At 62.7% G+C, this 17,850-nt stretch carries 14 protein-coding genes; 2 read left to right on the top strand and 12 right to left on the bottom strand.

What is annotated here, in order from left to right:
• Positions 1-31 precede the first annotated feature (31 nt).
• Entirely contained in the window at positions 32-2,461 is a 2,430-nt protein-coding gene (gghA, locus tag NLK60_RS14895; RefSeq protein WP_254808559.1) for a glucosylglycerol hydrolase, read from the top strand.
• Positions 2,462-2,465: 4 nt separating this feature from the next.
• Here the strand turns inward: gghA and NLK60_RS14890 are convergent, their stop codons facing one another.
• From NLK60_RS14890 to NLK60_RS14840, 11 genes are all read right to left on the bottom strand, one after another.
• Positions 2,466-3,572: a glycosyltransferase gene (locus tag NLK60_RS14890; RefSeq protein WP_254808558.1), complete on the bottom strand. Its 1,107-nt coding sequence runs from the start codon at positions 3,570-3,572 to the stop codon at positions 2,466-2,468.
• A 140-nt stretch (positions 3,573-3,712) separates the two neighbouring features.
• Complete coding sequence (locus NLK60_RS14885; protein WP_254808557.1) at positions 3,713-4,189, bottom strand: hypothetical protein; 477 nt, start codon at positions 4,187-4,189, stop codon at positions 3,713-3,715.
• Between the two features lie 153 nt (positions 4,190-4,342).
• Complete coding sequence (locus NLK60_RS14880) at positions 4,343-4,729, bottom strand: DUF7971 family protein (RefSeq protein ID WP_254808556.1); 387 nt, start codon at positions 4,727-4,729, stop codon at positions 4,343-4,345.
• Between the two features lie 1,079 nt (positions 4,730-5,808).
• Positions 5,809-6,543: a sugar phosphate isomerase/epimerase family protein gene (locus NLK60_RS14875; protein ID WP_254808555.1), complete on the bottom strand. Its 735-nt coding sequence runs from the start codon at positions 6,541-6,543 to the stop codon at positions 5,809-5,811.
• Between the two features lie 89 nt (positions 6,544-6,632).
• A complete protein-coding gene (locus tag NLK60_RS14870; protein WP_254808554.1) occupies positions 6,633-7,130 on the bottom strand; it encodes a hypothetical protein in 498 nt (165 codons plus the stop codon).
• 62 nt (positions 7,131-7,192) lie between these two features.
• On the bottom strand, positions 7,193-7,816 hold the full coding sequence (locus tag NLK60_RS14865) for an HdeD family acid-resistance protein (protein WP_254808553.1): 624 nt from the start codon (positions 7,814-7,816) through the stop codon (positions 7,193-7,195).
• Positions 7,817-8,045: 229 nt separating this feature from the next.
• Positions 8,046-9,803 carry an archaeosine synthase subunit alpha gene (gene arcS, locus NLK60_RS14860; RefSeq protein ID WP_254808552.1) on the bottom strand — a complete coding sequence of 586 codons (1,758 nt, stop codon included), beginning with the start codon at positions 9,801-9,803 and terminating at the stop codon, positions 8,046-8,048.
• A gap of 157 nt (positions 9,804-9,960) precedes the next feature.
• A complete protein-coding gene (locus tag NLK60_RS14855) occupies positions 9,961-10,419 on the bottom strand; it encodes a universal stress protein (RefSeq protein WP_254808551.1) in 459 nt (152 codons plus the stop codon).
• Positions 10,420-10,688: 269 nt separating this feature from the next.
• Positions 10,689-11,525 carry a class I SAM-dependent methyltransferase gene (locus NLK60_RS14850; RefSeq protein WP_254808550.1) on the bottom strand — a complete coding sequence of 279 codons (837 nt, stop codon included), beginning with the start codon at positions 11,523-11,525 and terminating at the stop codon, positions 10,689-10,691.
• 409 nt (positions 11,526-11,934) lie between these two features.
• On the bottom strand, positions 11,935-12,867 hold the full coding sequence (locus NLK60_RS14845; RefSeq protein WP_254808549.1) for a hypothetical protein: 933 nt from the start codon (positions 12,865-12,867) through the stop codon (positions 11,935-11,937).
• Between the two features lie 249 nt (positions 12,868-13,116).
• Positions 13,117-13,983, bottom strand: coding sequence for a deoxyribonuclease IV (locus tag NLK60_RS14840; RefSeq protein WP_254810501.1), 867 nt, complete (start codon positions 13,981-13,983; stop codon positions 13,117-13,119).
• 41 nt (positions 13,984-14,024) lie between these two features.
• Here NLK60_RS14840 and NLK60_RS14835 point away from each other — a divergent pair, with 41 nt between their 5' ends.
• Positions 14,025-14,678 (top strand): GrpB family protein, encoded by a 654-nt coding sequence (locus NLK60_RS14835; RefSeq protein ID WP_311136946.1) that lies wholly within the window; start codon positions 14,025-14,027, stop codon positions 14,676-14,678.
• Positions 14,679-14,711: 33 nt separating this feature from the next.
• On the opposite strand, the gene NLK60_RS14830 is transcribed toward NLK60_RS14835, so the two are convergent.
• Positions 14,712-17,807 carry an FAD-binding and (Fe-S)-binding domain-containing protein gene (locus NLK60_RS14830; RefSeq protein ID WP_254808548.1) on the bottom strand — a complete coding sequence of 1,032 codons (3,096 nt, stop codon included), beginning with the start codon at positions 17,805-17,807 and terminating at the stop codon, positions 14,712-14,714.
• Positions 17,808-17,850 lie beyond the last annotated feature (43 nt).

Raw genomic sequence — 17,850 nt, 5'->3', positions numbered from 1 at the left:
CGACACACCAAACAACCCCACTACATACCACATGGATACCCCACACTCGACCTGTACGCTCCTCGAGGAAACGACCGACGAACGCTGTGAAACCTACATCCACACGCTCGAAACGCACGACGACCCGTTCGACGCCGCAACCGAACTCGCCCCAGCACTCGGCGCACACTGGCACGGCGACCACGCCGAATTCGGCTTCTGGACCCCCGAACTCCTGGATCGCGGAGTGGCAGCCGAAGACGTGTATCTCGAGTTGCTGACCCCGACCGAGTCCGTCGATCTGACCGCCGACGAAACCGAGGCGACGTTCCGCCGTGAACTGGTTTCGACACGACGAGCGGGAGCCTACACCTGGGCGGTCGTGACCGGCGCCCAGCCCGGTACCCGCGACCGCCTCGGGACGCTCTATCGCCTGACGTACCCCACCGAGAACGGCTGGGAAACGATCGGTGACCCACTGGCGTACTCGCTTCCCTTCGGCGCATACGCACCGGCGGAACTGTACGACGTCGACCGGTTACACGCCGAACGCGACGACCGAGAGTACTTCGAGACCCTCGGAACGTGCGAGGAGGCCGTCGGAACAACCATCGACGACGGCCTGCCCCGGGTCGATCCGGCGACGAACGTCCTCGAGTTACATCCCGGTACGGCCTCTGCGGCCGGGTCGCTCGCCGGCCTGACGAGCCAGTTCGAGAGCCTCGGTCGAACCCTCGAGGCGGATGACACCCTGACGCCGACCGAGCAAACGCTCGCAGGCTACGACAGCGTCCAGTTGATGCCCATCGCCCCGATTACGGAAAGCGACCACCAGCCGGCCCACTTCGAACTCGACGGGGACGACGAATTGCCCGCGCCCGACGGGCCCGAGGCGGCCGCTCGAACCGACACGGTAACGCTCCGGCGGCCCTCGATGCGAAACTGGGGATACGACATCGTCGTCTACGGCTTCGGCGCGGTCAACAGCGCGATCCTCGAGACGGGCCGTCCCGACGAACTCGTCGACTTCATCGCCACCCTTCACACCCTCCCCCAGCCGATGAAAGTGGTGTTCGATATCGCGCTGGGCCACGCCGACGAGGGCGCACTGGAACTGCTCAACGACTATTATATCCAGGGTCCGGGTATGTACGGCCAGGAACTGGATTACACCGAGCCAACCGTGCGCGCAATCTTGCTCGAGTTACAGCGACGCAAGATGAACTGGGGGGCAGACGGCATCCGCGTCGACGGGGCCCAGGACTTCACGAACTGGGACCCCGAAACCGAGTCGGAGTGGCACGACGACGACTTCCTCGCCGAGATGGACGCCATCACACAGGAGATCGCAGGGACGGAATACCGTCCCTGGATGATCTTCGAAGACGGCCGACCGTGGCCCGACGAAGACTGGGAGCTCGCCTCGACCTACCGGACGCTCATCGAGGAGCACCCACACTCCTTCCAGTGGGGACCCGTGACGTTCGCACACAACACGCCCGCCATCCTCACCTTCTGGGCGACCAAATGGTGGCGCGTGCGGGAACTCGCCGACATGGGTGGGCAGTGGATCTCCGGGGCCGCAAACCACGACACGCTCCGGCGCGGTGCACAGGTCGAAGTCGGCGAAGAGTGGAACGCGACCCAGGAAAATCCGGCCCTCGGGGACACCCTTCACGAGACCATCGAACACGCCTACAACAACCCCGCCTCGAACGCCCTGTTTTACTGTCTGCTGCCGGGCGTGCCGATGGATTTCCTCAACGCGTCCACACGCGCCCCGTGGGACTTCATCCGAGATACCGACGACACCTGGAACGTCAAAGTGGTCGGCGAAGCGGCGTACTTTATCGATTGGCGCGTCCCGAGCGAGCGCTACGACGATCCCGAACACTTCACCCGGCTCAAAGCCCTGGGCATCGACGACCGTGACGACCTTCACGAGTTCGTCCACGCCCTGGCGTCGGCGAGCGAGGTCACCGACTACGACCTCGAGACCATGGCGACGATTCTCTCCGCGCTGAATCCACCGTTTTTCGACGGCGAACCCACGACAGCCGACCTCGAGGAGTTCGCCCTCGCGTGGATGCGCGACGTCGCCGACTACTGTACCCTCTCGAACTGGCGAGATGACCTCGACGGCGACCAGACCGCCTTCGACCTCGAACTCCGCCAGTTCCGTCACGAACGGCCGTGGCTTCGTCACGACCTTCGCGGCGACGAACGATTCGAGTATCGCCACCCGGTCGACGGCTCGGTCATCTACGCCGGCTTGCGACGGGCACCGGACGGGAGCGAAGACGTCCTGTTCGTCGCGAACATGGAGGGACAGTCGGCGACCGTCACGCCGACCGACCTCGTGGAGACGACGCGCGGCGGCTGGCGGTGTACGATCGCCTCGCCGGGACACGAAAACGCCGTCGCAGAGCGACCGCTGACGCTCGAGGACAGCGAAGTCGTCGTCTTTACACGAACACGATAAAACGCTACAGCCCATCGTAAATCGCCGCTAACTGCTCGATCGAGTGTTCGACCGAGAGCATCGGCCGCCGTCGTCGACACAGATCGGCCAGTCGATCGGCCTCCTCGAGACAGCGCGTGATCGCCCACTGGCAGTCACCGATCGAGCCCTGCTGATAGCGATAGCCGGTCTCGCCGTGAATTACCGAATCCGTCAGTGCACCCGCGTCGACGGCCACCACGGGGGTCCCACAGGCCGTCGCCTCGAGCGCCACCAGCCCCTGCGTTTCGACGGGACTCGGAAAGATGAACACGTCGAGTGCCGAATAGAACGCCGGAAGTTCCTCTCGCTCGAGAAAACCCAGAAACAGAACGTCGGCATCGTGCTCGGCCGCTCGCTCCTCGAGGCGATCCTTTGCCGGGCCGTCGCCACCCAGGACGAGCGTCATTTCGGTCCCGGCAACGGCGTCGATGGCTTCCTCGAGGCGTTTTTCCTCGCCGTGGCGACCGGTGTACCCAAGCAGTGGCCGATCGTTCGGAAGGTCGTGTCGCCGTCGGAACGACGTCGGGTCCACCGGGCGGAAGAAGTCCGTGTCGATACCGTTCGAAACGACCGTGACGTCGACGTCGGCGTCGACCGTCTCGAGTAAATGGTCGCGCGCAAACGATGTCGGTGCAGTCACGTGATCGACGCGCTCGAAAAACGTCCGTTCGTAGAGTCGACAGGTTCGTTTGACCCCATCCAGTACGTTTCCCGAAACGTGCTGGCTCGCCCGGTCGTCGAGCAAGGTGTGATAGGAGGCGACAACCGGAATCGAGTGCTTTCGAGCGTATCGAATGCCGGCAAACCCGACCGAAAACGGCGTGTGGACGTGGACCAGGTCCGGCGTCTCGAGGCCGTCCGGAACCGATGGAAGGCCGAGACGATACTGTGGATACAGGGGAGCACGGACACTGCGAAGTGGATACTCGCCCTGCTCTGGCTCGTAGCCTTCCATTTTCGGGTAGACGATAGACATCGAACCCCGACGCTGTTGCCAGCGTTCGCGCCAGAGTTGAATCGTGTACGTCACCCCGTTGACCGTCGGGAGATAGAGGTCGGTAAAGGCGGCTACGGACTCCGTTCGCGTCATAAGTGGGAGATTCAAGCGCAGTCACTGAATAGGTTAGTGTCGATCGACCGGCTTCACTCGGGAACCGACAGCGGTCGATAGACGCGTTCACTCGAGATCGCTGCAGTTACCCATACGACCACTGCAGGCGCCCCCGGTTATCAGACGGTGAACGTGACACCGTGATCGGAGAGAATCGATCGCATTCGCTCGACGCCCCCCGTCGTGTCCCAGCCGTCGCCGACATAGTGTTTGTACGGATGACGCAGCCAGGAGTATTCGCGATGGGCGAACACCTCGATAGCGTCCCGCCCATCCTGAAACACCGTGACGTGAAGTTGCCAGTCGGCGAGCGGTGATTGCCTGCGGACCCAGCTTCCCGCCGAAAACCGACCATCCTCGTGGACTTTCAGTGAGGCGACTGGCTCCGGGGAAAACGACATATCCTCGAGTTCCGGACGAAACTCTCGAAGGCGTCGATCGATCGTACCCACGTACTCCGACGGATGTTGCGTACAGGTAGCGAAGCCACCGAGCGGTTCTTTGATCCGATGAAGGGTCGGAAGCACCCGGCGTCGAACTCGCGTCGTCAGATCGAGTTCGGTCCCCTCGACTGGTCGTTCTTCCCTCGATTGCACGCCCACGTATAACAACTGGACAGTCAAAATCTTTGTGCTCATCATGCTGTCGTACCATATATTCGGCCCGCTACGCCACCGTCGACGAGCGGATAGCGGGCCCACTCGAGTACCTCGAGGGCCAAAAACCACGACCGAACAGCCGAATCCGGCTTATCGATCGCTGAGTCGAATCCCGTCGTCGACCAACCGCGCGTTCCGTTCGCGGTCGAGTCGCTCGGCCAGTTCCTCGTGTTCGTAGAGCTGGGCGATCAGGTCGGCATAGAGGATGCGCCAGGAGATGGCGTAAATCGGCGACTGCCCCCAGGCTCGTAGCTCTGGGACGAAGGCATCGTAGGTCTCGAGGCGGTCCTCGAAGTGTTCGATCGCGTCGAGCACGTAGCCAGCGGCTTCGGCCGTATCGTCTGCTTCCTCGATTGCTTCGTTGAGTCGCCGTTCCCAGCCGGCAACCGCCTGTTTCATGTCGGCCGCTGCATCGTCACCGTCCTCGGGGAGGCGCTCGAGGACCGGCGCAGGCACGCCCAGTGAAATCGGTTCCATACTCGACGGTTGGCTGGCAGCCTAAAGAAACCCAGCGTGTCGGCCGGTGAGATTGTGCACCGGAGTGTTGAATTCGATATATCGTCATACAGTTTACCACTTGTTGGGCGGGGAAGGACTTACAGCGTGCCTCGAGCGCGTATACCGCCCACAAACGGCAGGTACCAGTATATCACCCCTCTCGTTGTCACTCGGGGCTCGAGCAGCAAAATGGCCTCATCCAGCAGGACCCCAGACACAGGCTGCCGTCGACATTTCACAATACTACGATAATGATAGCCGATATTAACAATGGAGTTGATTGATCGATAAGGTTTGAATGACCGCGCGTGGGACACACAGGGTGCATTCGAAAAGAGGCATCTCGAGGTGCCACCCCCGGGAGTACCATCCCGAAAACCACCTCCCAGTATGACTGTGAGAGACGCGTTCTCACCCAGGCGGCATCTATCGGACGCGAGGACATGCCGACCACAGGTCACTCGAGCAATGAATCCCAACCCATCGCCAGCAATCCCCGGTCTAAGACCAGCACACCCGCATTGAGCGGTAGAGTCCGGTGGATTCTCGAAGCTGCACCCGTGGGTAAGACCGAGGCCGATGGCAGTTGTCCGATTTCATCCCGGAGCCGACGTTTCAGAGAGAATAGAGCACTCAGACGATTGGACCCCGGATGGAACCTGACGACATCCGATCTGCGAGAGTCCCAAACAACTCTGTCGGCGAACGCGGCCATCTTATCCTCGAAGAGAGACACGCGCTGTCGAAGCGAAATCGCGACGGTGTGCCAGGCCCGACCGCTCGAGAAATCGACAACAACTGCAGCGTCGAAATCAGATCGCCCTACCAGAATGGGAAGTAGCCCCGATCGCTCGAAATCCCGGGATCGGTCCCGGTAATCACCTGATAAACCGGACCGAAGGTAACGGAAAATGGCGGTTATCTGAGAGCACATCCCGGCCAACACCATATAGATAAACCAAATAATGCTCTATCAAATTGTAGTAGCGTGGGCTGTGCCACACAGTCGAGGGATAGTCGTAGCGTCCGGCGAATTCACGGCCAAAAACAGCTCAGAGCTACTCGAGCAACGACGCCATTACGGCCGAGTCACGCTCCAGCGCACGGGCTGGATCCTCGGGGTCGTCGTACTCGTAGATCAGCCACTCGACGTCGGCCGCTCGAGCCGCGTCCACGCAGGCTTCGAGGGGAAGGTCACCCTCACCCAACCCACACGGTTCGTCTCCGTCGACGTCTTTCAGGTGCAGAAGGTCGATTCGGTCACCGTAGCGCTCGAGCAGGGCAACCGGGTCACGGCCAGCCGCGACAGCCCAGCCCGCATCGAGCTGGATGTCGACGGGTTCGCCCTCGAGGCGTTCCCACAGGACGTCTAACGCGTCGCGGCCGGACTCGAGGGTGGTGAACTCCTGGTCGTGATTGTGGTAGGCGAACGAGCCGCCGCCGTCGGCGACGCGCTCACCCAGTTCCGCCAGGAGGTCGGCCGTCGATTCGACCGCTTCGCTGGTGGCGAACGCCTCGGGGTCGAGCCACGACAGAACGATTCGGTCACAGCCGAGTGTAGCGTACGATTGCGTCAGTTCCTCCGCGCCCGCCTCGAGTTCCTCGCGCTGGGCGTGTGCGGCGACGGCCTCGAGGCCGGTTCCCTCGAGGGTCGCAGCAACATCGGTCGGGTCAGTCCCATCGAGACCGGCGAACTCGACGCCCTCGAGTGGCGTGTCGGCGACAGCCTCGAGAAGTTCGGGAAGCGGTCGCTCGAGTTCGCGAATCGTATACAGTTGGATAGCCGTATGCATACTGGAAGATTAGCCGGAGGACGTAAAACGTCGGTGGCTATAGTAGCCAGTGAAACGAATGGCGACAAATCGCCCCCGAGGGCGGTCACTCACGGGCGGTCGACTTCCGTCAAGCCACCCATGTCTTCGTTCACACGGACACTACTGGGGAGTCCGTTATCGAACTCGACGATGACGCGATAGGAGGTCGTCTCCTCGAGGTCCTCGCACTCTTCCCGGTCGTTTCGCTCTCGAGTCAGGGAAATCTGCAACTGGTCTTTTTCGGTGTCGTATCTCGGGGTGTGGAACTGGTCGTCGTAACAAGCACTCCCCGTCGAGTACCGCCCGGTGGCATGAACGGCCGTTTCTTCGAAGCTAACGGCCGGGTCGTCACTGATTCCCTTTTGGGTCTCGACCCCGGTTTCGTAGGATACGTCGACGATTTCCGGGTGGTCGCCGTCGTCCTCTGAGCCAGCATCGCTGCCCGAACCGTCGTCGGTCTGATTCGAAGACTCTCCGGTAGCGTCGTCCTCGAGATCGCCGAGACAGCCCGTTAGCCCGAGTACCGAGGCAGAGCCGAAACCGGCCAACACCCCTCGTCGTTTCATAGCTCGAAGGTGTTGAGTGACAGATAAGTGTTTTCTGGTGAGTGAAAAAACGATTGCAGCGATCAGCCAGCGCGCTGTTCTTCGCCCGGCATCTCGAGGTCAGCGTCGTCGAACTCGGTCAGTACCGCGCGACCGCCGGAGGCTACCAGCAACATCGAGACGCCGGTCGCAAGCAGACTAACACCCACGACGACGCCGAGTGCCCACGCGGCGCTCCCGGGGAATCCGGCCCAGAGCAGACTACCGAGCGCCAAAGAGAGGATACCGCTCACCGCAATCGACTGTCGGCCACGGCCACTCGCCATCCGCGTCGCGACGGCAAGTTCGGCGACACCGTCGACGAGGAGGTACGCGACCAGCAGGACTGTCAGACTCGCCAGCCCAATCGCCGGGTTCGCCAGTACGAGGACGCCCGCGATAATCGAGACGGCCGCGAGTGCGGTCTGCCAGAGCATTCCGCGCCAGGACCGGGCGGCTACGGCGTGACCACCGTGGGCAACGCCCGCGATGACGAGGAGAAACCCGAAGACGAGCGTGAGCGAAAGCCCCGTCGCGAGTGGGAAGATGATCGCAAGAGCGCCAAGCGTCGCGACAATTGCCCCGGCGGCGGCGAGTGTTCGCCATCCCATCTCGAGAGCGTCGTTCGTTACCGATTCGTCTACCGGTGCTGTTGGTACTGTTGCCATACGTAGAGGAACGCTCCCAACGGAGATAAAGCCGTATTCGGGCGTTTCAGACGGTCCGAGTTCCAGACCAGTACGGTAGGAGCCGACTGCGGGCGAGTGTGACGTGACGCTTGCGGTTGCCGTGTAAATATGAATTACCCAACCCGACGGTACGAGTGAACCGACAGTCCCTCGAGCAAGAAACGGAAGAAAACACCTCGAGCCAGAACCAACGGTTACGGAGCCTGTGCTACAGTTCTTCGACGTGGCGAATCTCACACGCCACGCCGCGCGTGCTCTCGACCATTTCCCGGCCGAACATCTCGGCTCGAGCGATACCGAACGCTCGAGGACCCTCGACGACGACTTCGTCGCCAACGCGAATGTCCGCGTCGGCGTCGACGACACCCGGGGCGAGGACGCTGCCCTGGGGAACGAAGCCGTCGATTTCGACGCGTTTCGTGGGCGCGTCGCTCTCGACCCAGCGTTTTGCCCCCTCGAGGGTGAACGAGAGCGTGCCGTACTGGGGCACCATCGTCGCGAACTGGGTTTCGTCGCTGTCTCTGACCTGCAATCGCGGGTAGCGACTGGTCGTCTGGAACGTCTCGAACAGCTCGTCACCAGCCCCGTCGCCGAGCAGGTAATCGGCCATCGCGCGAACGGTGTTGTGCTCTCGTTCGCGTTTCTGATAGGCCGGTTCCCCTGCTAGTGCCTCGTTGAGCGCCTCGAGGGAGCCGTCGTCGGTTGGGTGTGCGTCTCGGTCGACCGTGTACGTCACGTCCAGGTCGAGTTCGGCTTCGACGCGTTCGACGATGTCGCGGTAGCCTTCGTCGGGAACGTGCGCGACGACGTATGGATACTCGTTTCGTTCGAGATAGCGCTCGAGAATTCGGGCGACGAAGTCTTTCTCGTCGGCCGACCACCGCCCGGTCACGACGGTATCGTAGTGCTGGGCGGGATAGGTGGTTTCGAGTTCCTGTGGCACGACGCCGATGGGCGAGGTCATCGAGACGAGGTGAGCACGCCACTGGATGGCCCGGTGGAACTGGGTGTGACTCTGGGATTCGCTGTAGGGCTTTCGCGCCGAACAGGGCACGAGCACCAGCGGGGCGTCGAATCGGTTGCGATAGCGGCTGGTCACCCGGTCTGCAAACCGCTGGATTTCCACCCGTCGAAGCGTGTCTTCGGTTGCGGCGTCCAGATCGCCCTCCCGAAGGATCGGCGTTCGTTCCTCGAGGTAGCCCCACTGGGAGTCGAGTTCGCGCATGGCGGCGGTGAGCCACTGGTCGTGACGCGCCTGGCCTTCGATATAATCGCGGAGTCGACCGTCCCGAATTCGCTGTCGGACGACCGCCAGTTCCGCGGCGAGGGCGTTTCGATTGTGCTCGGCACAGTCCGCGCGGGTGAACTCCCCTCGCGGGCCCTGGCATGCCGGGCACGAACAGGGGAGTTCCTCGAGGTCCTCGAGGAAGTACTCGCTCTCGGTTGTGAGGTACTTCCCCTGAGTGCCTTTGATCGTGGCACGGGTCGCATCGAACGCGTCGACGCCGGCGTACGCGAGGAGGGCGACGTTACGTGGGGTCGCGACACCGGAGAAAATGAGGGCGGTATCGGACGGAATCGTCTCTCGCAGGCGAACGACTGCTTCGACGAGTGCAGCCCCGTGGCCGACGATAGACTGGACGTCCGAGACGACGTACGCGTCGGTGCCGTGATCGATCGGGCCCGCACTCGAGACGACGGCAACGCTGGGGAACGCGACGTCCGGATAGTCGACGGCGAAGCTCTCTCGGACGGGGTCGGCGGTGCCACCGGGAAACCCGCGGTGTGGGAGCACCGTCAGGGCCGATTCGTCACCGGTCGGCAACTCGCGGTCGGCCGACCAGCGAGAGCCACCGTCCTCGAGCAAGTCGCCGACGAGGGCGGGCGTCGTTCGCGGCGTCTCGAGGCGAAGTTCGCCCAGTCGCGCGGCCCCATCGCGCTCGTGGACTTCGAAGTACTCGGTCATACACGCACTCGGACGGGGAGCGTGAAAGAGGCTGTCGATACCGTCCTGTCTCGAGACCCTGAGACCGATTCTCGACGAGACACGCCGTGCACGGCTGTGGCTCGAGGAGCAATCGTCGAAAAACGACCCGATATCTCGAAATTCGTTATAAGTTCGATTACTCGAGTTCGACGGTAACCTGACCGTCGAACGCAAGCATGACGCTCTGGGCGAGGTCGCCGAAGAGGGCTTTCCCGGTTGGCGAGCGTTTGCGACCGACCATGAAGATGTGGTCACAGCCGTGTTCCTCGGCGCTGTCGAGAATCGCCGTCGCTTCCGTCTTCGAATCGACGATTTTCGGGGCCACCTGGTAATCGACTTCGGTGTCGGCAAGTGCGTCGCGAGCGACCGTGTGGGTGGTGTGTCGTAGCTGCTGTTCGGCGGTGTCGGTGCCGTAGGTACCCAGGCGGTCTGGGTTGACCTGTGCGATGGCATCCCGGTCGGCAGCGACGTCTTCGGTGGATTTCATCGAGAGCAAGACGAGTTCGGCACCCGCGCCGGCAGCGAGTTCGCCGGCTGTCTCGAGCAGCGATCGGTGGTGGTCGGTGTCTTCGATGACGACAAGTCCTTTGTTCATACGAAATAATACGGTCGGAAGTGTGAAAGGTCTTGTGTGAACACACGAACCATGGGGACAGGTAGCGTGGGCCTGAAAGCCACTCTCGAGGCGCATGTGTCGGTTTCACGTATCACTGGATAGGCGTGGCGAACACTAACACGTCACTGACGTGTCTTCGAGAATGGACTATCTGGCGAGATAATTCGTGCACTCGCCACACCACGAAACCGGCCCAGTGGAAACACACCCTCGATGGCAACCCGAGTCACACACTCGAGGGAGCGAGGTCAGGACTGGACCCGGCCAACGGTGACGTAAAATGGGACCGTCTCCGTTCGTTCGTACTGCCCGTCCTGCATCGCTTCGATGACGTCACGGCCCATCGCCCGCCACTCGCTTCGCAGGTCGTCGTACTCGGCGCCCGTAAGGTCGCTCTGAAGCATCGTCGCACGGTCGTCTGCCAGCCCCGCTCCCGTCGCCTTTCGTCGGGCGACGGTCAGGGCGTGTTCGTCGTACGGCGGGCTGATAGTTCGATCGTGGTCGTACCGATGGGTCGAAACCACATCGAGCCCCGCCGTTTCGAACACGTCGCGGGCACCCACACCGAGCGTGACGTCCGTTTCGACACCATCGAGATACGCTTTCCGGGCCCGGTGCTCGAGCGTGGCTTCCTGTGGGACGGTCGAATCGATGGTAACTGCGCCGTTATCGGGTTCGATGGCGGCGACGAGATCGCTCGAGACCCTGGCGAACTCCTCGACGGCCGTCACCGGGTCCGGCAGATTGATCAACAGCGCCTGGCAGGTAACCAGGTCCACGCTGTCGCTCGCGAATGGGAGACGCGTCGCGTCGCCCTGAACGACCGGAACCGATTGCTTCGACGACGCTCCGGGTACGTCGTCGATCGACCCCCGCGTGTACTCGAGCAACGAACGGTCGGCGTCACACCCGATCACGGTTCCAGAAGACTCCTCGGCGAGAACGCGAGTGAGTTCGCCGGAGCCACAGCCCACGTCGAGAATGTGCTCGCGGCTGGCTAACTCGAGGTCCGCCAGCGCGTCGCGGGAATCTGCCCACATCCCCGCTCGAGTCCGTCGAAGGTAGGCTTCGGAAAACGCTCGCACGAATTGGCGTTCCGGGGGAGTGGTAAAAAACGATGCGTCTCGAGACTAGTGTTCCGTCAAGCGTTGATCGATACGTCGGTTCGAATTATGGAAATCGGTTCGACGCATCGCTTCAGGCTTGACGAAACACTAGTTCCCTCCCAAACGTCGACCGATGAGTGAAACCGAACAGCAGCAACCGGTTTCACCCATCCGTTCAGGTTTGGAAAGCCACTATAGTAGCCAGTGAAACGATTTACACACCTAACGCGACGCCCGCTTGCGATAGGGTGTGCAATGACTTTCACTGGCTACTATAGCTGGGTCACTCGAGTTCAGCGAGAGAGGACGAAGAGTACAATAGCGGCTATGGGGCGATTTGGTGGCTACGGCGCGATTTGGTGGCCACGGACAACCGACGCCGCACCGACTATGGGTCGGTATTGCCCAGTGCGACGGCGAGATACTGGCTGGCCGCCTCGAGGGTCCCCTCGCTCAGGTCGTGCGTGTGAAGCCACCGTTCGACGTCATCGGTGCCATCGTGGTGATAGAAGTTTTCGTGGTCCCCACAGCCAGTTCCGGAGAACTGGGTGTCGTTGCCGTCCGTGCCAGCGCCCGCGTAGGCCGTCGCCATCGGCGAGACCTCACGCACGCCCGGCTCGACCTCCCGGACGCTGCCGAGGTCGTGATCACAGCGACTGTCGACGACCGACTCGACGCTGTCTCGTGAGAGAAACGTGTGAACGACCTCGTGGATCGCCATGTTCGCCGTCACCAGCCGGTTGTCCCACGTTTCGGTGGCACCGATATTGGCGACGGTCAAGGCGTCACCCGCACCCACGCGCCGATGTGACGATGGCGTACCGCCGTACCCCAGTTGCTGGTTGAACGGCTGCCAGGCCAACAGCAGGTGACAACACGACCCCGTCAACACCTCTCGATCCTCGAGTATGTCGTGGAACGCCGAAGTGACACCGTCGAGCGTTCCCTCTCGCTCGGACATATCCAGCGCGACCGGCCCCCCGGCTTCGAGTCGCCAGTTGACCGCCTCGAGGTCGGTCCGGGATTCGGTTTCTTCGGCCAGTGTCTCGAGTGCTCCACGAACGGCCCCGGCGGCGTGTCGGTGGACGGGTGCCCAGCCAAACGGGCCCACAGGCCCAGGTCCGGCCTGTGGATAACACCGAACGTGAATCGTCGCCTCACCACCCGTCTCGGTCACTGCACCCGTGTTCGCCACGTCCGAATCGACACCCACGCGGTTCGCGACCGCTCGACGGGAAGGCCTTTCAGCGTCGTGGTCGACCGGGCACCCACTCGAGGTGCAGCCACAGCCCCACGTTCCGGTGTCGTCGGTGGGTCTCATCGCTCGAGCGAGGGGTCTCACTCCAGTGACAAAACCGCTGTGGCCCGACGGATGTCGGACCGGTTCGTCTCCGTGGTTTTACTACAAGATAGAAAGTAATTGAATATTGATTCAGGAGCATAAGTTATACATTCAATAGTCAACTTTATTAAAGGGGTACTAATTTGATACAGCTACCATAGTAAAACAGCGTCCGTTCGACAGCTATCGACTCGAGACCACTCGAGGAAACCGGAGACCCTCAGCGAGCTATTCGCGCAGTTCTTTGACTTTCGCGATGTTCCAGGCGAACCCTTTACCGTTTTCAGTCGGCGTCTCGAGGGCGTACGGCAGGTCACGAAGTTCAGGGTGGTTGATAATTGCGGCGATGCCGTCTTCCCCGATGTAGCCCTCGCCGATGAGCGCGTGTTCGTCTTTGTGCGTTCCGACATCGTGTTTCGAGTCGTTGAGGTGGATGTACTCGAGGTACTCGAGGCCGACGACGTCGTCGAAGCGCTCGACGGTCTCGTCGACGGCTTCGGGCGTCGTCAGGTCGTTGCCAGCGACGAGCGTGTGGGCGGTGTCGATACAGATACCGATGTCCTCGTCGGTACGTTCGATGATACCCGCCAGGTGTTCGAACTCGCCGCCGAGTTTGGTTCCGCTGCCGGCGTCGGATTCGATCAGGATGGTTACGTCGTCGGGAACCTCGAGATCGTCGATAACGCTCGCGGCGTTGTCGAGGCCGCCCTCGACGCCGGCGCCGGTGTGGGCCCCGAGGTGGACGTTGACGTACGGAACGCCCAGTGCCTCGGCGGCGTCGAGTTCCGCCTGCATCGAGGCCATCGATTTCGCCCGCAGGTCGTCTTTGGGCGTACAGAGGTTGACCAGATACGCCGAGTGAATCACCCACGGCCCCTCGAGTTGGGTGTCGGTTTCCTCGCGGAACCCGGCGGCGGCCTCGTCGCTGATCTCGGGTTCGGCCCAGACCTGCGGCGAGGTGGTGAAAATCTGTCCGCAGTTGCCCCCGAAGGCGAGTTGTCGGGAGACGGCGTTACGAATGTCGTCGTACGGTGGGGTCTCCTCGTCGGAGGAGACGCGCGATCCGGAGATGGAGACGTGCGCTCCAACCTGCATGGACATATCGGAACCTGAGGACTAAGGGGTGATAAGGGCTACTGTACCCGATTCGCTCGAGGATTGCTATCAGGAACACCCTCCCCCCGGTCGCAACCGATACCGCCGGTCGCAACCGATGTCGAAAACGCTTTTCACCATCCCCTCGACGTGTCACTATCTCGCCCGAGACACCCGCCGTCGGCCTGGCACGCGGCACCGTCGAACTGGAACCACACCGAGACGTCTGGAGCGAGTGCTACGCGGCTGAGATCGAGCGACTCGAGGCGGTTGTCGGCGACCGAGTTCTCGCGTTCGAACACGTCGGCAGTACCGCCGTCGAGGGACTTCCGGCGAAACCGATCATCGACATCCTTGGAATCGTCCCTGACCTCGAGGAAGCGGACGACCTGGTGGCGGCCCTCGAGTCTTCCGGCTACGAACACCGCCCCGACGACATCGAGGGTCGGCACTTTCTCGCGAAAGGACCGGCCTCGAACCGCACGCACTACCTCTCGTTAGCGACGCGTGAGAGTGCCGTCGTCGAAAATCAACTCGCGTTCAGGGACGCGCTACGGGCGGACCCGGCACTCGCCCAGGCGTACGCCGATCGAAAACGTACGCTCACGGCGAGATATCCCGACGATCGGGCGACCTATACGGCGAAGAAGGGGGCGTTCGTCCGCGCCGTCCTCAAGGACGTTGCGAAGGAGTGAAACCGGCGGGAAGGTTCGCGTCATGCGACCATCTCACTCGAGGCGCGCTCGCTCGAGCAGTTCCACCGGATGGGGCGGGCGTTCGGTCTCGAGTACCTGTGAAAGCTGGCTCCGACAGGAGGTGCCGGGTGCGGTCACCTGCTCGCCCGAACTGGCCTCGACCTGGTCGCCGAGCAGCGAGCCGATTGCCATCGACAGGTCGTAGTGTTCGGCCTCGTAGCCAAAGCTCCCGGCCATGCCACAACAGGTTGAATCCAGCGGATCGACGGCGTAGCCCGCCCGTCTGAGGACGCCAACCGCGTGGTGGTCAGTCCCCTGGGCTTTCTGGTTACAGTGGCCGTGATAGGTGAGCGACTGGGCGGTGGCGTCGACCTCGAACTCGAGCGACCGATCCAATCCGGTCCGGTCGAGATACTCGAGGACACCGAACGCGCCGTTCGAGACAGCCGCGAGCGCGTCCGAATCGACGTCGTCTCCGCCCCCGAGCAGGTCCCGGTACTCGTCCTGGAACATGACGGCGTCGGACGGTTCGACGAAGAGGACCGACCGGCCGGCCTCGACGCGCGGAGCCAGCGTTCTGACGTTGTGTTTTGCCCGCTCACGGGCGGCCTCGAGCAGTCCCGTCGAGTAGGCGGCCCGGCCACTTGGCTCGAGGTCTGTGGGAACGCTCACGTGGACGTTGGCGGCCTCGAGCAGCGAGACGGCTGCCTTTCCGGGACCGAGGTCGCTGTAGGTCGTGAACGTGTCGGGAAAGAGAACGACCGCGGCGTCGGCGGTCGATTCGTCGACGCGAGCGCCGCCGCGTGCGTCCCACCAGTCGTGGAAATCCTCGCGTTCGAACGTCGGCAACTCGCGCTCGGGAGCGATGCCGAGGGTGCGTTCCATCGCGGCTCGAGCTCCCGGCAGGTCGGGCAAGCGGTTCGCGAACGGGGCTGTCGCACTCCCCAGTGTGGCCAGTCGGTCGACGTTCGCGAAGAGTTTCGTTCGGAGGCTCGCGCCCTCGTCGGTGTGATACTGGTGTTTGACTTCGGCTTTGAGTTTCGCCAGATCGACGCCGGTCGGGCAGTCGCTGGCACAGCCTTTACAGCCGACACACAGGTCGAGCACCTCGCGCTGGAAGCGTTCGGAGTGCAGTTCCTCGGGCGGGAGCTCGCCGGAAATCGCCGCCCGAAGCAAGTTCGCCCGGCCGCGTGTCGTCTGGATTTCCTCGCCGGAGGCCCGATAGGTCGGGCACATCACGTCACCCCCCGTCTGCCGGCAGGTGCCACAGCCGTTACACAACTCGACGAGGTGGGAGAAGCCGCCGTCGTCCTCGAACGAGAGCGTCGTTCGTGGCTCGAGCGAGCGATAAGCGGGACCGTACCGCAGGTTCTCCCGGACGTCGGCCCCGACGCCTCGGTCACCGTCCGGCCCCACGTCGTCGCTATCGTCTCGGAAGACGACGTTCCCCGGATTGCACAGCCACTCGGGGTCGAAGGCCGTCTTCACGGTTTTGAACGCGTGCCACAGGTCCGGGCCGTACATCTTGGGGGTGAACGCGGTTCGGGCCATGCCGTCCCCGTGTTCGCCCGAGAACGCGCCCCCGTGCTCGAGCACGAGGTCGGTTACGTCGTCGGTGATGGCACGCATCGTCTCCACCGACGGCCCCTCCTTGAGGTTGAGGATGGGGCGGATATGGAGGGTCCCCGCTCCGGCGTGAGCGAAATATGCAGCCGTCGTGTCGTGATTTTCGAGAATCTCCTGAAAGCGCCCGACGTAGGTCGCGAGTTCGGCCGGCGGTACGGAGGCGTCTTCGATGAACGGGTACGGTTTGGGGTCGCCGTCCATACTCATCAACAGCGGAATCGCCGCTTTTCGAAGCTTCCAGAGGTCTCCCTGGGCGTCCTCGGTGTAGGCCTCGATGACTTCAAACGCGTCGCCGTCCTCGAGGAGGTCCGCAGTCGTCTCGGCGATAGCTGCCTCGAAGGCCGTCCGCTGTGCCTGTTCGCTTCGAGAGCCGTCTCCGGTATCGTCTCCGACCAGTTCCGAATCGAACTCGAGCATGAGTGCGGCCGCCGCCGCCTCGGGGATGGGTTCGGCGTAGGTCGCATACCCATCCGATCCGCGGGCGAGGCGGAACACCTCGTCGTCCATCAGTTCGACGGCGCTCACGTCGTGTTCGAGGGCGCGTGGAACGGCAGCCAGCGCGTCAATGAGGTCGTCGTACGCGTAGACGACGAGCGCCGTTTCCTCGGGTACGGTCACCAACGAGAGCGTCGCTTCGACGACGATACCCAGCGTCCCTTCGGCGCCAACGAGGAGTTTCGAGAGGTTGATCGCTCGCTCGCCGTCGTCGGTCTCGTACAGTACTTTCTGGAGATTGTACCCACTCACCGAGCGCTGTAAGTCGGGGTACCGCGTCTCGATTTCATCCGCGTTGTCCTCGACCGCACTTCGAACGGTCCGGTAGATGTGGGCTTCACGGTCGTCTTTCGAGACGATTTCGTCCCACTCGGGGCTGTCGAGGACGATCTCCCGCGTTCGGATAAGTGACCCGTCGGCGAGGACAACCCGACACGACTCGACGTAGGCGTCCGTTATCCCGTACCGAACGGAGTGCGCACCCGTCGAATTGTTCCCGATACCGCCACCGATGGTCGCCCGGTTTGCCGAAGCCGGGTCGGGTGCGAACTTGAGACCGTGCGACTCGAGGCGAGCGTCCAGGTGATCCTGGACGACGCCAGGCTGGACGATCGCCCGGCGAGAGTCGGGATCGACCTCGAGGATATCGTCCATGCGCGTCGTGAAATCGAGGACGACACAGCCCGGGCCGACGGCCTGACCTGCGAGCGACGACCCGGCCCCGCGGGGGAGAATCGGCGTGTCGAATTCGGCCGCCGTCCGAACCGCTTCCCGGACATCCGCGATATCTCTTGGGTGGACGACACCCGCAGGTCGAGCCTGATAGATGCTCCCGTCAGTGGCGTACAACACCTGCGCGTACTCGTCGAAAGCGACCTCACCTTCGAGACGGGACTCGAGAGCGCGCGCCAGGTCGGCGTACGGCTCGACCGGTTGTCGATCCCGGCCGGTCGCCTCGAGGTGAGCACCCGCATCGCCAGCCGTCGGTGGACCGTCCTCAACTGCCATAGATGGAGTACATCGGGAAGTGAGAAATAAGCTGTGACAGTTA

Source organism: Natronosalvus amylolyticus (assembly GCF_024298845.1).
GTDB classification, from domain to species: Archaea; Halobacteriota; Halobacteria; order Halobacteriales; family Natrialbaceae; genus Natronosalvus; species Natronosalvus amylolyticus.
Note: the sequence above shows the minus strand (reverse complement) of the source record. Positions and strands in the feature narration are given on the sequence as shown.